The organism is Flavobacterium quisquiliarum (assembly GCF_019308285.1).
Classification (GTDB): domain Bacteria; phylum Bacteroidota; class Bacteroidia; order Flavobacteriales; family Flavobacteriaceae; genus Flavobacterium; species Flavobacterium quisquiliarum.
Genome location: NZ_WWEM01000043.1, coordinates 55,111 through 70,533, shown reverse-complemented (window position 1 = coordinate 70,533; position 15,423 = coordinate 55,111). Strand labels below are relative to the sequence as shown.

The 15,423-nt window shown below is 34.8% G+C and carries 13 protein-coding genes; all 13 read right to left on the bottom strand.

All coding sequences use genetic code 11. From position 1 onward, the window contains the following. Window positions 1–86 precede the first annotated feature (86 nt). The 13 genes from GSY47_RS25900 to GSY47_RS25840 all read right to left on the bottom strand — a co-directional run bounded on the left by GSY47_RS25900 (window position 87) and on the right by GSY47_RS25840 (window position 15,380). Entirely contained in the window at window positions 87–923 is an 837-nt protein-coding gene (locus GSY47_RS25900) for an MlaD family protein (RefSeq protein WP_179005411.1), read from the bottom strand. A 22-nt stretch (window positions 924–945) separates the two neighbouring features. After that, a complete protein-coding gene (locus GSY47_RS25895; protein ID WP_179005413.1) occupies window positions 946–1,725 on the bottom strand; it encodes an ABC transporter ATP-binding protein in 780 nt (259 codons plus the stop codon). A gap of 2 nt (window positions 1,726–1,727) precedes the next feature. Beyond that, complete coding sequence (locus GSY47_RS25890; RefSeq protein ID WP_179005415.1) at window positions 1,728–2,486, bottom strand: MlaE family ABC transporter permease; 759 nt, start codon at window positions 2,484–2,486, stop codon at window positions 1,728–1,730. A 267-nt stretch (window positions 2,487–2,753) separates the two neighbouring features. Next, window positions 2,754–5,024: a glycosyltransferase gene (locus GSY47_RS25885; RefSeq protein ID WP_179005416.1), complete on the bottom strand. Its 2,271-nt coding sequence runs from the start codon at window positions 5,022–5,024 to the stop codon at window positions 2,754–2,756. Between the two features lie 352 nt (window positions 5,025–5,376). Continuing rightward, entirely contained in the window at window positions 5,377–5,844 is a 468-nt protein-coding gene (locus GSY47_RS25880) for a DUF1440 domain-containing protein (RefSeq protein ID WP_179005417.1), read from the bottom strand. Between the two features lie 25 nt (window positions 5,845–5,869). Continuing rightward, a complete protein-coding gene (locus GSY47_RS25875) occupies window positions 5,870–6,379 on the bottom strand; it encodes a DinB family protein (RefSeq protein WP_179005419.1) in 510 nt (169 codons plus the stop codon). 175 nt (window positions 6,380–6,554) lie between these two features. After that, the gene (locus tag GSY47_RS25870) at window positions 6,555–6,764 is read right to left on the bottom strand and encodes a hypothetical protein (protein ID WP_179005421.1); all 210 of its coding nucleotides are present in this window, start codon (window positions 6,762–6,764) and stop codon (window positions 6,555–6,557) included. A 12-nt stretch (window positions 6,765–6,776) separates the two neighbouring features. Continuing rightward, window positions 6,777–7,157, bottom strand: coding sequence for a DoxX family protein (locus GSY47_RS25865; protein WP_179005423.1), 381 nt, complete (start codon window positions 7,155–7,157; stop codon window positions 6,777–6,779). 308 nt (window positions 7,158–7,465) lie between these two features. After that, window positions 7,466–8,197 (bottom strand): GNAT family N-acetyltransferase, encoded by a 732-nt coding sequence (locus GSY47_RS25860; protein ID WP_179005425.1) that lies wholly within the window; start codon window positions 8,195–8,197, stop codon window positions 7,466–7,468. Between the two features lie 71 nt (window positions 8,198–8,268). Then, entirely contained in the window at window positions 8,269–8,874 is a 606-nt protein-coding gene (locus tag GSY47_RS25855) for a Crp/Fnr family transcriptional regulator (protein ID WP_179005427.1), read from the bottom strand. Between the two features lie 369 nt (window positions 8,875–9,243). Then, window positions 9,244–10,662 (bottom strand): TolC family protein, encoded by a 1,419-nt coding sequence (locus tag GSY47_RS25850; RefSeq protein ID WP_179005429.1) that lies wholly within the window; start codon window positions 10,660–10,662, stop codon window positions 9,244–9,246. 323 nt (window positions 10,663–10,985) lie between these two features. Further along, window positions 10,986–14,150, bottom strand: coding sequence for an efflux RND transporter permease subunit (locus GSY47_RS25845; protein ID WP_179005431.1), 3,165 nt, complete (start codon window positions 14,148–14,150; stop codon window positions 10,986–10,988). A 12-nt stretch (window positions 14,151–14,162) separates the two neighbouring features. Beyond that, on the bottom strand, window positions 14,163–15,380 hold the full coding sequence (locus tag GSY47_RS25840; RefSeq protein WP_179006319.1) for an efflux RND transporter periplasmic adaptor subunit: 1,218 nt from the start codon (window positions 15,378–15,380) through the stop codon (window positions 14,163–14,165). Between the last annotated feature and the right edge of the window lie 43 nt (window positions 15,381–15,423).

The following is a 15,423-nucleotide window of genomic DNA, read 5'->3' as shown; positions in this document are numbered from 1 at the left end:
CTAAAAAGTTATAATATAGAACTATGCGTTATAAACGGTTTGGAATTCCAACTTCCAAATCTTAACTTTCAATGTTATAATGAAAATTATTTCTTTTCAGTTTCAGCTTTTTTAGCTTCTTCCTGTTTTTGTTTTTCCTCTTTTTCTTTTTGAGCTTTCTCTTGTTGTTCCTTCTCTTTCTTTTCTTTTTCTTTAGCAGCTTTTTCTTGTTGTTCTTCTTTTTTCTCCTTTATTTCTTCTTGTTTTTTTGCTTTTTCTTTCTCTTTTTTCTTGTAGTAACCTCTTAGAAGAAAGTTGCTTTTAGCTGCTTCCATATTATCGCTGAAACCCTTTGTACCAGACTCCAGGTTCGAAAGAGTATTCGAAACGCTGTTGGCCATTTTATCGTCTTTAACCAAACGAGCAAGGGCTCCGTTTCCATTATTCATACTGTGGCTGAAAATCGCTATTTCATCTGAAATTACGCCGATATTATCGACACTCTTCTTAACGCTTTTCATAATGTCGTGCATTTCAATTCCGTCAACAGAAGCTATTACGCCATTGTCTCCAATAATTTGCTGTGACTTTGTACCAGGAGAAATAGTCAAAACTTTATCGCCCATAAGTCCGTCTGAACCAATGCTGGCTGTTGCATCTGTTTTAATAAATTTGCGGACATCTTCTTTCATGACCAAAACCACGATCACAGTCGAGTCATTTTTTAATTGAATTTGTTCGACAGTTCCAACATTAATTCCGGAGAAACGAACATTATTTCCGACTTCCAGACCGCTGACCGTTTTAAACTGAGAAGTAATATGAAAGGTTGAACCGAAAAGGTTTTTTTGTTTTCCAATAAAATATACGGCCATTATAAAAAGCAGTAAACCTATTGTTACAAACATTCCTAATTTCCAAGTATATCCCGATTGCTTTTCCATGATTTCTATTTTTTATTTTGCTTTATTCAAAAAATGAGCGTACCCATTCGTCTTCGTCTTTTTCTAATTCTTCGTAAGTTCCTTCTGCATGTATGACACCGTCTTTTAAAACAATGATTCGATCGGCAGTTAATTTTGCACAAGCCATATCATGCGTAATGATAATTGCAGATGTTTTTTGTTTTTGTTTAATGTCCAGAATTAATTCACTTATTTCTCTTGATGTTATAGTGTCTAAACCTGTTGTAGGTTCATCGTATAAAATAATTTCTGGTTTTAAGATTAAAGTTCGTGCCAAGCCGATTCTTTTTCTCATACCGCCTGAAAGTTCTGACGGCATTTTATCAATAGCATCAGCTAAACCGACATTTTCAAGCGCTTCCATTACTTCATTTTCGATTTCGTCAGCACTTAAATCTCGTTTGTGTTTGGTTAAGGTAAAAGCCAAATTTTCCCGAACTGACATGGAATCATATAATGCACCGCTTTGAAACAAAAAGCCAATCCTCACTCTGATTTCATTCAGTTCTTTTTTGGAAATGTTGAGTACGTTTTCATCAAACACTTTAATTTCTCCTTTATCTGGCTCAATCAATCCTACAATACATTTGATGGTAACTGATTTACCAGATCCAGAACGACCTAAAACGACTAAATCTTCTCCTTTATTCAAAGTCAGATTAACGCCTTTTAAGATCTTATTGTCTTTTCCAAAAGTTTTATGCAGATCTTTAATTTCAATAATTGGAGTCTGCTTTTTTTCTTTTGTTTTAGGTTCTTTATGTAGTTTTTCTTTGTCCATTTTTAAAAAAATAAATCGGTTATTTGAACAGCAACCATATCAATAATAAAAATGCTTAATGATGCTGTAACTACTGCTGAGTTTGCTGCTTGTCCAACACTTTCGGTTCCGTTTGAAGCATTAAATCCTTTATAACATCCAATCATTCCAATAAAAAATCCGAAGAAAAAGGTTTTAATGGTCGCTGGAAATAAATCTAAAAATTCCAATGACTGAATAATTTGAGTTAAGTATCTGTAGAAATTTACATCTCCATGAATATTAATTCCTACATAACCACCAACTATTCCAATCGCATCTGCAAAGAACACTAAAACGGGAACCATTAGCGTACAGGCTAAAACTCTTGTCACTACTAGATAGTTATAAGGATTAACAGCCGAAACTTCCATTGCGTCTATTTGTTCTGTTACTTTCATGGATCCTAATTCGGCGCCAATTCCTGATGAAATTTTTCCGGCACAGATCAACGCTGTAATTACAGGAGCAATTTCTCTAATCAGCGAAAGTGCCACCATTCCAGGAAGCCAGCTTTCGGCACCAAATTTTACTAAAGTCGGCCTTGACTGAAGTGTAAGTACCAAACCCATAATAAAACCTGTAATAGCTACCAACGGAAGTGATTTATAGCCAATAACATAACATTGTTTCAAAAACTCCCTAGTTTCGTAAGGCGGAATAAAAACCTCCTTAAAAAACTTTTTGGCGAACAAAGTAGTTTCTCCAATTTCGGCAAATGTATTTTTTAGGTTGAGAATCAAAATGTTTTTGTTTTAGATGAATGTTTTTAAAATGAAAATCAATTCTTTAACAGTTTTTGGGACTGACTGAATTATATAGGAAAGTTAGCTCAATACTTGTTAAAAAATTTTACACAAATTTTACACAGCCTTATATAATTTTCATAAATGCACAATAATTGAAACAAACTTGCGTTGCTTTTTTCCGTAAACAAAAAATCCCTTTCATTAAGAAAGGGATTTTCCGGGTTTTAAAAGAGAGGTATTTGGCTAGCTTTACCTTATATATTAAGAATTAATTGCTATTCCTGATCGGCTTTTTATTAATGGAATTACTTTAGATTGTGACATGGCTAATTTTTCCATTAATAATCTAGCTGTTAAATAGCAAACTGTAGATTCGGCACCTTGATTTAAATTTACATTGTGTTTTTCAAGTCCGTCATAACCGCCGCCGCTTACTGGGTTATACATAATCTGGTTTAAATGATTTTTACCTAAAAACCAGTTAAAGGCCGCTTTCATTTTCTTTTTGTACTGCGGTGTTTTAAATTCATTATAAAATGCATTTAAAGTCATAATTGTGTACGTTACATCAATTGGCTGTTCTCCGTATTCTTGCGGTTCTGATCCTTTGTGATGCCAACTTTGATTGGATATGGCTTTAAAATTTCCGTTTGGAAACGTTTTAGAAATTAAGAAATCTAACGAATCTAAAGCTACTTTCTTGTAAACGGGTTTGTTTGTAATTAAATAAGCATAAAGCATTGATTCTGGAAGAATTCCATTTCCGTATGTTAGATAATTTTCAAACCACTGCCAGTCTTCTGTTGCCGTATCCTCGTAATTGGCCAGTAGTTTTGCATTTAGTTTATTGATAATTGCGGCTACATACAAATTCGGAATTGTGGAATGATATAAATACAAACCTTTAGTTGCAAATCCTATTGAGCGTGGAGATTGAATGGTTTCTGCCCATTTTAAAGAATGCAGTAAACATTTTGCTGCCTTTTTAGAAATCGCTTCAGGAAGAATATCTGAAATCGAAACTACAGTTCCTAGAGCCCAGATGGCTCTTGCGTTTGAATCTTCTAAATTCACTTCGGCATTTTGCTCCACATGTTCACGATTTTCCTGATCTACGTAATTGATGAAATTTCCTTTTGGCTGCTGGCAGCGTTGAATAAAATCTAAATAGATTAAAATATAACCTAAATCTTCTTTATCCTGAGTTTGTTTGTAATGCATACAGAAAGCAACTAATGCTCTGGCGTTATCGTCAAGCGTATATCCAGACTCTAAATCTGGAATTGAAATTTTACTGAATTGAATAATTCCAAGTTCTGTTGTTAATTTTTTGATATGTCGTAATTGAATGTCAGGATAACTGAATTTTATTTCTGCCGGATTTTCAATTAGTTTTTTATACGTATTCATTTGCGTGATTGCAACATTTTCCCATGAAGAGGCTCTCATTTTGGTAAATGAATTAATCCCCATTTCATGTCTCAAGTTTTCATCTTCGATTAATTTAATAGCTGCAGCTGCAAATTGATCTGGATTTCCAATATCACATAAAATTCCAGAATCTGCAGTTAGAACTTCTGTGGTATGCGGAATTTTAGAAGCAACAATTGGACAAGCACAACCCATCGCATAAGAAAAAGTGCCACTAACCGCCTGATTAGGGTCTTTAGAGGTAAACATATAAATATCTGTAGCTTTCAGATACTCTAAAAGCTCATCAGTATCTAAATATTGATTTACGAAACGAACATTATTTTCAAGCTTTAATTCTTTAACAATGCCTTCCAATGTATCACGATAAGGATCTTTCCCGTCTTTAATTAAATTAGGATGTGTTTTGCCAATAATTAGATACAAAGCATTTGGTGCTTTTTCTACAATTTTTGGAAGCGCCTGTAATCCTGTTTCTATATTTTTTCCTTCGCCTAAAAGTCCGAAAGTAGATAATACTAATCTGTCCTGAATGTTTAATCTTTCTTTTGCCGTTTCTGGAGTTTCATAAACAACGATATGAGTTCCGTGAGGCACGCAAGTAATTATTTCTTCATTGATATCGTAGTCGTTAATTAGAATTTCTTTAGATTTATTGGTCATTACAAAAACCGAGTTGCTATAAGTCAAAAGCAGTTTTACAAATGTTTTCAATTCGTCATTTGGATTTGGAATGACGCTGTGAAAAGTATAGGTAACAGGTACTTTTATGGCATTTAAAAAATCTAAAAGATGATCTCCGTAATTCCCAGAAAACAAACCAAACTCATGCTGAATATGAACTAATTTAACAGCTTCATCCTTATTGATTTCTTCTGCCACTTTAGCATATTCGTCTCTATTCTTTGTGTTTAAAGTAAAGGCCTGTGTTGGTTCTTCTTTTGGTTCTGTAACCAATTCACATATTTCACATTGAATAGACTTACCGTAAACATCTGTGATTCCTTTAATGGTGTCCTGAGTATAAGTTGCTATACCGCATTGTGTTGGCGGAAAAGTAGATAAAAAAACTATTTTTGATTTATTTGATATTGTTTTCATGAGGATTAATTTTTGTTCGGTTAATAACACGTTGAGGTTCTGTAATGCCACCGCAATAGTATCATCGGCAGCGCCATATTTAGATATATAATCAATACATTTTTTTCGCTTTTTGGAGCGCTGTAAAGATTTTTATCTAAAATTACTTTAGGACCAAAGGGTGCATTAATCCAATCGATCAAAAAATTAACTCAAAAGCTTAAACATGGTAATTCTGTAATTATTAAAGATAATGCTGAAAGTGCTTATAAAACAGGTGTTTTCATAATAATTTATGTTAAAAAAAACACTTTTGCAATAAATGCTATTTGTAGGAAATACAGAAATGTGAAATTGATTATTTTTTAAGATTTTAATACCATTTCGCGTAGTATTTACGTGTTATAAAAGCAATTGGAATTCCTACACAAAAAATCACAATTAATATAGAAAGCAATAATGCAAAGTCTAAATTCTTTTCTGGCAAAACAGGAAAAACGATTGGAAGTACAAGTAAATTCATTACCACCCAGATAAAGAAACCATAAGCGATTCCGGATAATAAAGTATTTATTTTAAAGAACGGAATATAAGGAAAGATCTTAAAATAAAACCAGGCAAATATAAAAGTAATTAAGAAATGAAGACCTAGTCCTAAAAAAGTCATCTCTATTCCGCTGGTATAGGCTTCTTTTTTAAAGATACCGCTTGCGATAGACCGCAGGATTTTTTCGGCTGTTGTTTTATGAAGAATCACGGAATAAATTAAAATAGCGGCTGTAATATCTAATGTACCGGCTACTAAACCAGATGAAACTATGGTTCTGACTTTTGATCTCATAAAAATTGGTTTTGGTTACTGCTAGTTATTTTTTCTTGAGAATTTCATAAATCGATTTTAACTGATGCGTATGTCTTTGTGTATGCACTATGGCAAAGTGAAGCCACTCATAAATAGTGAAATTTTCAAAACCAGGAATTTTGGCATCCAGACAAATCAATGTTAAATCGTAAGTTTCTGCCGCTTCAAACAAATCATTTTGAATCTTTTTGACAGAAGCCGTCAAAGTACTTTTTTCATAATCAATTTCAGGAGGTTTTATATTTTCGGGAGATTGGTATTTGGTATTAAAGTCTAAAAATATAGCATCGAGTTGTTTGACATTTTCATCTGGTTTACGAGTTGTTTTTTCGGTTTTTCCAGCAAATAACATCGGAATTCCAGAACATGCCAAAATAATATGCTGTACCGTTTGTCCGCCAGTCCAGCTTCCTTCAATGGGAACTACATTAATTTCTTCTGGAGAAAAATATTCAAGAATATCATTCAACTTAGTGTAGGTTTCTAAAATAGTATTTTGGACAGCACTTTTCATCTTATTTAATTTAGAAATTAGAGAATCGACAGCAAATGCAAACCTATGAGTTAAAAAGAACCCACAGTACATTTTTGTCAAATTAAATTTATAGAATTAGGGGAATGATAGTATTTCAAATATACGATAAAAAATTGTAAAATACTAAAAATGAATTGTTTGTATGCTTTGTTTTTTAAGGAAGCACTTCACAGGAATACCCATGAAAATTTAGGATCGAAATAATTTTGGCATTCGATATTTCATTGGCATGAACACGTAAAATTTTGTCACAATCTTCTAAATCAAAGTTGATTGAACTGTGTGGATAATGTTCCAGAAGAAGCTCAATGATAAGTTGGCATTGAGACTCTTCCTGAACATTGGTTTTAAAAACTTCAATCATAAAGTTTGAGTTTTAGAGCGCGATATTATTATAACGCTGTATTTTATGATAAGTCACATAAGAAACTACTAAAATGGCAAGAACAATTAGTGGGAAGAAACCTTGAAAATCAATTCCGTCTACCGCAAAGTGGCTGATTGATGCAAAAATAAAGTCGAATGCAAATCCAGCATAAGCCCATTCTTTAATACGTCCTGGAACTTGTGGAATTATTAAAGCTAAAACGCCAAGAATTTTAAAAACGACTAATGCATTGCCGAAGTATTCCGGATAGCCAAGATGTTTTATTCCTTCTTTCGCTAATTCAGTCTGAGAAGTTAAAGCCGGCATAACACCTTCAAATAAAAAGATAAGGATAGTAGTAGTCCAGAAAATGATTTTGGTTGTTTTCATTGGGTATTTGTTTTAAATGATTATTAGTTAATGTATTACAAATCTAATAATGTTTTATTTTATACGAAATACACATTTGCGACTATTTTCGGGGCATTTGGGACAAGATGCTGATTTTAGATTTTAGAAGGTAGATTTTGGATTGAAAATAGTTCTCGCAGTGACGCGAAGTCGCAAGGTTTTATTTTTAAGCCACAGATTAAAAAAGATTAAGTTGAAAAACTTGCGACTTCGCGTCACTGCGAGAAATCCCATTAGCGAATTGATTGGAATTTGGATTTTAAACTTTGGATTTTAAACTTTGGAATTTACGTTAGTTGGTAATTCGTAATCGTAAACAAATCCTCAAAACCCAATCTTGTATAAATACCTTTTCCTAAAGCTGAAGCTTGTAATTGTGCATATTCGCAATTGGCATCAATGGCTTCGTTGATAGCAAATTTCATGATTTCTTCGGCGAAACCTTTTTTGCGCATTTCAGGAATAACGCCGACACCGTGAATTCCCATTGTTTTTTCGGTTTGGAAAAGAGTTAATGTTCCAATCGCTTTTCCTTCAAAATGAACCAGATAAAACTTCACATTTTCATAATTATGAACCAACGTTTCTTTGCTGATCACATAACTAAAAGAAAGCGGATAAATATCTGACCAAGTTTTGGCATGTTCCTCATTTAAAACTCTTTTAAAAGTAAGGTTGTTTTGAAGCGGCAATTTTTCGCCCAATTTTAAAGCCATTGCTACAAGCTGAATTCGGATATGAAAGCCATTCTTTTCGAAAATTTCTTTAGAATTGCTTCCGAAAATATCCCAATATGGAATCACCAAACCTGGATTTTTCTCCATGGTTTTCAGAATCTGCTGAAAACTTTTTTCTGTAATATCTTCTCGAGACCATAATCTATTGGGCCAGCCTGAATTTTTGATTTGAGAAAATTCAAAAGGATCATTTTTATGATAGGAAAGGAGAGGAGTGGCAACGGTTTTCCAAAGTGTGGTAAGATTGTCAATATTATCTTTGATGAGGTTTATAGTGTGCATTGTAATAACAAGTTTGAATTATAAAGCAAAGATAATTCTGGTCTTTTAGAAAAACCTTTACATATGTTGATTTACAAATCTTTTTCCAGACTTTTTCTGATTCGGCTTAACTGTGTTGGCGTAATTCCTAAATGAGAAGCAATATGAAGCAAAGGAACACGATCTGCAATTGTTGGATGTTTCTCCAAAAGATTAAGATATCTTTCGGTTGCGTTTTGCATTACTAAAGCGACTTCTCTTTGTTCTTTATCAATAATCCAGTTTTTCTCTAAATGAGCGATATAGAAGTTTTTGAGATCGTCGTTTTGGTAGATCAGCTCCATATATTTTTTATAATTGATGTTGATTATAATGGAGTCTTCCAAAGCTTCAATTGTAAAATTGGACGGAGTTTGGAGCATCAACGAAACTTTAGAACCTGCAAAATAATTTTCCATAAAAAGATTTTTGTTATAGAAATTCCCCTGCTGATCGGTTATAAAAGCTCTTAAAACACCTTTCGCAATGAAATGAAGATTTTTAGCGATTTCTCCATTTTGTAATAGCGTTTCTCCTTTTTTAAGCGTTTGGAAATGTGTAGTAATTTCAATCTGTTTCCAAGACTGATCAGAAAGCGGATAGTAACTTTCGATGGTTTGTTTTAGATTGTTGAGGTATATTTTTGGACTGAAAGTCATAGATTGGTTTGGTTTTGCCGCGAAGACGCTAAGGCACAAAGTTTTTATTTTTTTAAGGCACTAGATTTACTATTCAAAAATAAAGAAATAACCGCAATTTTGTCATTTCGACGAAGGAGAAATCTTCACAAGTAGCTCCGCAACGAGAGTCCAATCTTTGTAGAGTTTCTCGCGGAGATTTCTCCTTCGTCGAAATTGACAAAAAATTGAGAATAAATCTCCACAATCAGCAAAATCTGCGAGAGACTTAAAAAAAACTTCACGCCCTAGCGCCTTCGCGGCAAAAAACTAAAAAACGCCATGAAACTCAAAGGTCTCACAGCGTTTTCATCTCAAAAAATAAATAATTAACGGGTAATGTAACAGGTATTATTTCCAGCCTCCGCCTAGTGCGCGGTACAAATCTGTATTAGCTGTAAATTGTTGTCTTTTGATGTCAGCAAGTTCCAATTCGCTTTGCAATAAATTGGCTTGTGCCGTTAAAACTTCAAGATATTCTGCCATACCGTTTTTGAATAAAAGGTTGGCATTTTTAATCGCTTGTTGTAACGTTTTTACTTTTTCTTTTAAGAAAGTTTCCTGCTGTTGTAATTTCTCTACTTTAACCAAAGCATCTGAAACTTCGCTTACAGCAACCAAAACTTGTTGTCTAAAAGCTAAAACAGCTTTTTCTCTTTCTGCAACAGCGATATTATATTGTGTTCTCACTCTTTTGTTGTTCAAAAGCGGTTGTGTTAAACCTCCCGCAACAGCTCCGAACAACGAAGCCGGAATGTTGAACCAATTGCTGGTTTCGAAAGAATTTAATCCACCTTGAGCTGTAATTCTTAGAGTAGGATATAAATCGGCTTTTGTGATACCGACATTTGCGTTGGCAGCTTTAAGAGCTAATTCGGCACTTTTTACATCAGGTCTTCTGCTTACTAATGAAGAGGGAACTCCAATTGCTGTATTGTGTTTTACTTCAAGTGCGCTTAACTTAACTGATCTTTCTTTAGAATTCGGAAAAGAACCAGTCAAAACACTCAAAGCATTTTCCTGAATCGAAATATTCTGTTCCAATAACGGAATCAATTGCGCTGAATTTAATTTCTGTGCTTCAGATTGTTGAATCGCCAAGGTTGTTACTTGTCCAGCATCGTATTTTAATTTGATAATATTGGTTGTACTATCGTTTAAACGAAGATTTTGTCTGGCAATATCCAATTGCGCATCCAGCATCAAAAGATTATAATATCCTCTTGAAACGTTGGCTACTATATTCGTCTGCAATGCTTTTTTTACTTCTTCAGACTGAAGATATCCTGCGTAAGCCCCTTTCTTTTGGTTTCTGATCTTTCCCCAAATATCAGCTTCCCAAGAAAGAGAAGCTCCAGCAGAATAGTCTTCTATATGTTTAGCACCGATTGCCTGATTTAAGTTCAGTCCCGTAAAACTATTGTCAGACGGATTGCTTGTACTTGCGTTTACAAATAAACTAACCTGAGGTACATTTCCCCATTTTGATTGAGTGAATCTGTATTGTGCAATTTCAATGTTCTTTTCGGCAATCTGAAGGTCGTTGTTTCTCGCAACGGCGCTGTCGATTAATTTTATAATATCTTTTTCTGTAAAGAAATTTTTCCACTCCACATCGGCAATACTGGTTGTATCACTCGAAACCGATGCATTCCTGAAATTCTCAGGAAATGCATCTTTTGGAGTTTCAATATCCTTCGAAACTTTACAGGATATTAAAGTCGTGATCAGAATGGCGAAGGTCACGATTTTGGTTATATGATTTTTCATTTAGTCTTTTTATTAAAATTTTTTTATCCGTTGGCTTTAGTTTTTTAAACACATAGAAACATAGTTTTTTGAGAATTTAAAAAAAGGCGTTTCACTTATTTTAAATACACATAGTTTTCTATGTGTTGAAACTAGTTTCTTTTATTCTCTTTTTCGAAATAAGAAATCTATGTTTCTATGTGTTAAAATATTTTTTTTTCAACAGATTATATTTCTGTACAAGTATCTTTTCTAGTTTCAAGATCTTTTGAGATTCTGTACGATATATATCCGATGCCAAATATGATGGCGACAAGGATGGTTGTGATATAGTTTTCCATTTATTATTTTTCTTCGTTATGAATTACGGCAACTGGTTTTCCAGAAACCTTTTCTTGTAAATGTTGGAAGATGATGAATAAAACAGGAATGATAAACAAACCTAGAATTACTCCTGAAATCATACCTCCGGCGGCACCAATACTAATAGAGTGGTTACCTTGAGCTGATGGTCCTTTGGCGCTCATCATTGGAACTAAACCAACAATAAAAGCAAGAGACGTCATGATAATTGGTCGCAAACGTAATTTGGCTGCATCGATTGAAGCTTTAACTAACGCCATTCCTGATTTTCGTTTTTGCACTGCAAACTCCACAATCAAGATGGCATTTTTAGCAAGAAGTCCAATCAACATGACAAGTGCAACTTGTACGTAAATGTTGTTTTCAATTCCAGTTAAACCAATAGCAACGAATACTCCAAAAATACCTGCAGGGATTGATAAAATAACCGCTAGAGGAAGGATATAACTCTCATACTGTGCAGCAAGTAGGAAATAAATGAATATCAAACACAGTAAGAAAATTGTAGCCGATTGCCCTCCAGAAGAAATCTCCTCACGAGTCTGGCCCGAGAATTCAAACCCGTAACCTGCAGGTAATTGTTGTGCTGCTACTTCTTCAATTGCTTTAATGGCATCTCCAGAACTAAATCCAGGTTTCGGAATCGCATTAATAGAAATTGAGTTAAATAAATTGTATCGTGAAGCGGTTTCTGAACCATAAATACGAGTGAGTTTTACTAAAGTATTTATGGGCACCATTTCGCCTGTTTTGTTTTTTACAAAAACTCTGTCAATTGCTGTTGGATCTGCTCTGTCTTCGATATCTGCCTGAACAACTACTCGGTAATATTTACCAAATCGGTTAAAGTCAGATGCCTGTGCGCTACCGAAATATGCCTGCATGGTTTGTAAAATGTCTTTTACATTTACGCCCAATTGATTTGCTTTTTCGTCGTTAACTTCCAATTGCAATTGTGGATAATCGGCTTTGAAAGAAGTAAAGGCAACTGCAATTTCCGGACGTTTCATCAATTCTCCGATAAAGTTTTGAGAAATACCACTGAATTTATCCAGTTTTCCTCCTGTTTTATCTTGCAGAACTAAATCTAGAGCCTCAACGTTACTGAATCCAGGAACAGTTGGGAAACTGAATACGAAGAAACTTCCGCCAGAAATTGAACCTAGTTTTCCACGAACCTGATTCATGATTTCGTCTATATTTTTTACATCACCGCGTTCTTCGTTTGGTTTAAGCAATACGAAAACAACTGCTGAAGATGGACTTGTAGAATTCGTTAATAAGTTGAAACCTGAAATAGCTGTTACGAATCTTGAAGCATCTAAACCTCTTAAAGTATTCTCAGCTTCAGTCATTACTTTTTGAGTTCCGTCTAATGATGTTCCAGAAGGCGTATTAACTGCAATCGCAATAAATCCTTGGTCTTCTGTTGGAATAAACCCTGCAGGAGTTGTTTTAACCATTACAACAGTCGCCACAACAACTAAAGCTAATCCGCCTAAACTCAACCATTTTCTTCTGATTAAGAATTTAAGTCCGCCCACATAACGATTTGTCAACGATTCAAAACTGCTATTGAAAGCGGTAAAGAATTTTTCTTTAAATCCTTTTTTCTGATAAGGCTCATTGTGATCGTGTGCTCCGTGATTATCTTTTAAAAATAATGCCGCAAGCGCCGGACTCAATGTTAAGGCATTTACTGCCGAAATTACAATTGCAATTGCCATCGTAAAGGCAAACTGACGATAGAAAACTCCTGTTGAGCCTTCCATAAAACCAACCGGCAGGAATACAGCAGCCATTACCAGCGTAATCGAGATAATAGCACCCGTTATTTCGTGCATTGCTTCATGGGTTGCGATTTTTGGAGACAAGCGTTTGTGCTCCATTTTCGCATGCACCGCTTCGACTACCACAATGGCATCATCGACCACAATACCAATCGCCAGAATTAATGCGAAAAGCGTTAAAAGGTTGATCGAAAATCCGAATAACTGCATGAAGAAGAACGTTCCTAAAATTGCTACAGGTACAGCAATAGCCGGGATTAATGTTGATCTAAAATCTTGCAAGAAGATAAATACCACAATAAAAACCAGTATAAAAGCTTCTAGTAATGTATGCTCAACTTGTTCGATAGATTGGTCAAGAGATACTTTTGTACTATAGAAAATATTGTGTTTGATACCTTTTGGAAAATCTTTAGAAGCTTTTTCCATCATTTTGTTAATGGCAATCTGAATATCATTTGAGTTTGATCCAGCTAACTGAATAACCCCAATTACAATTCCTTTTTTACCATTTAAACGAGTTAAACTGTTGTAAGAGTAAGCACCAAGTTCAACTCGCGCTACATCTTTTAAGCGAAGTACTGAACCATCTGCATTAGAACGTATAGCAATATTTTCATAATCTTCTGGTTTAGTTAATTTCCCTTTGTATTTAATAACGTATTCAAAAACTTCTTTGCTTCGCTCTCCAAATTTCCCAGGAGCCGCTTCCAAACTTTTGTCTTGAATCGCGCCCATAACTTCGCTTGGCGTCACTTTATAAGTTGACATTTGTGTCGGATTTAACCAAACACGCATAGAGTAATCTTTTACACCACCAAAAATACTAGCAGAACCTACACCCGGAATACGTTTTAATTCCGGAATAATATTAATCTGTGCATAGTTGGCAACAAAAGTCTGATCGTATTTTGATTCATCTTCGGTATACATACCGATTGCCATGATGAAACTGTTTTGTTGTTTCGCCGTAACAATACCTTGCTGTACAACCTCCGCAGGAAGCTGACTCGTTGCCTGTGCAACTCTGTTTTGTACATTTACCGCAGCTTGATCGGCATCAGTTCCTAGTTTAAAGAAAACGGTGATTGCCAAAGTACCGTCGTTACTGGCTGTAGAACTCATGTAAGTCATGTTTTCTACACCATTTATAGATTCTTCGATAGAAGGTGCCACAGAACGTAAAACCGTTTCTGCGTTGGCTCCCGGATATACCGCCGTTACCAAAACCGATGGAGGCGCAATATCAGGAAACTGTTGTAAAGGCAGTTTAGTTAAACCCAATACTCCCAGAATCACCAATAAAATGGAAATTACGGTTGCCAGTACAGGTCTTTGTATAAATATTTTGAACATTATTTCTTCTGATTATTTTTTGTTAGTTACTTCGGCAACTTTAGTTGATTTTTCTGGCTGAATCGCTTGTCCATCCTGAAGTTTGTCAATACCGCTCATCACGATTTGATCACCAGATTTTACGCCGTCTTTAATTAAATAATTGGTACCGCTTTTACCTACAACGGTAATAGGCATTTTAGTTACTTTGTTGTCTTTACCTACAGTGAAAACAAAAACTTTATCCTGCATTTCGATTGTAGCCGCTTGCGGTACTAAAATCGCATCGTCGTGGTTTAATCCTAAACGGATTCTTCCTGTGTTTCCAGAACGTAAAATTCCGTTTGCATTTGGAAAAGTCGCTCTAATCGTGATCGCTCCAGTAGTTTTATCAAACTGACCGTCAACCATATCGATTTTTCCTGTTTTTGGATAAGCGCTGTTATCTGCTAAAATCAAAGTAACTGGAGGTAGTTTTTTGATTTTATCGCCTAATGAATTTCCAGCATATTGTTCTTTAAAGTGAATGAAATCCGTTTCACCTAAAGAGAAATAAGCAAATACTTCATGAACGTCAGATAAAGTAGTAAGCGCTTCAACATCAGAAGCCGAAACTAAACTTCCTTGTTTTTTAGGTAATCTTCCGATGTAACCGCTCACTGGAGCTGTTACGTTTGTATATCCTAAATTAATTTTAGCAGAACCTACCATTGCTTTTGCCTGTTCGATATTCGCAGCAGCAATTTTTTGAGAAGCTTTAGCCGTTTTCAATTGATAATCAGAAACTACTTTGTTTTGTACTAGCGGTGTCAATTTATCAACTTCTAAATTTGCGTTGATCAAAGCCGCTTCAGCTGCGTGAAGACTTGCCAAAGCATTGTTTAACTGCTCACGATACGGACGTTCGTTTATTTTAAATAAAGTTTGTCCTTTGCTTACGTAAGATCCTTCATCAACAAAAATTCTGTCAAGGTTACCGCTTACCTGTGGACGAATTTCAACGTCAACAGTTCCTTGTATGGCAGCAGGATATTCAGAGTCAGTTGTTGTATTGGCACTTGTGATAGCCAAAACTGGTAAAACCGGTGGAGGTGGAGCAGTAGGTGCCTGATTTTTATCAGCACAGCTGCTTAGTACTAGGGCCAGAATAAAACTGGTTATAATTACATTTTTCATTTTCATTGTGGTTTTAATTGGTTGAACATTTTCTCGGATAAAATTCTTTGGTATTCTGGCATTCTCGGGATTCATATTTAATTGAATTAAATTATTTAACATTGTTAAGTAAATGTGC

Coding starts and splice junctions, on each gene's coding strand:
- GSY47_RS25860 (WP_179005425.1), bottom strand. CDS start 8,197: ATGCACACTATAAACCTCATCAAAGATAATATTGACAATCTTACCACA.
- GSY47_RS25865 (WP_179005423.1), bottom strand. CDS start 7,157: ATGAAAACAACCAAAATCATTTTCTGGACTACTACTATCCTTATCTTT.
- GSY47_RS25845 (WP_179005431.1), bottom strand. CDS start 14,150: ATGTTCAAAATATTTATACAAAGACCTGTACTGGCAACCGTAATTTCC.
- GSY47_RS25870 (WP_179005421.1), bottom strand. CDS start 6,764: ATGATTGAAGTTTTTAAAACCAATGTTCAGGAAGAGTCTCAATGCCAA.
- GSY47_RS25880 (WP_179005417.1), bottom strand. CDS start 5,844: ATGAGATCAAAAGTCAGAACCATAGTTTCATCTGGTTTAGTAGCCGGT.
- GSY47_RS25885 (WP_179005416.1), bottom strand. CDS start 5,024: ATGAAAACAATATCAAATAAATCAAAAATAGTTTTTTTATCTACTTTT.
- GSY47_RS25875 (WP_179005419.1), bottom strand. CDS start 6,379: ATGAAAAGTGCTGTCCAAAATACTATTTTAGAAACCTACACTAAGTTG.
- GSY47_RS25855 (WP_179005427.1), bottom strand. CDS start 8,874: ATGACTTTCAGTCCAAAAATATACCTCAACAATCTAAAACAAACCATC.
- GSY47_RS25900 (WP_179005411.1), bottom strand. CDS start 923: ATGGAAAAGCAATCGGGATATACTTGGAAATTAGGAATGTTTGTAACA.
- GSY47_RS25840 (WP_179006319.1), bottom strand. CDS start 15,380: ATGAATCCCGAGAATGCCAGAATACCAAAGAATTTTATCCGAGAAAAT.
- GSY47_RS25895 (WP_179005413.1), bottom strand. CDS start 1,725: ATGGACAAAGAAAAACTACATAAAGAACCTAAAACAAAAGAAAAAAAG.
- GSY47_RS25850 (WP_179005429.1), bottom strand. CDS start 10,662: ATGAAAAATCATATAACCAAAATCGTGACCTTCGCCATTCTGATCACG.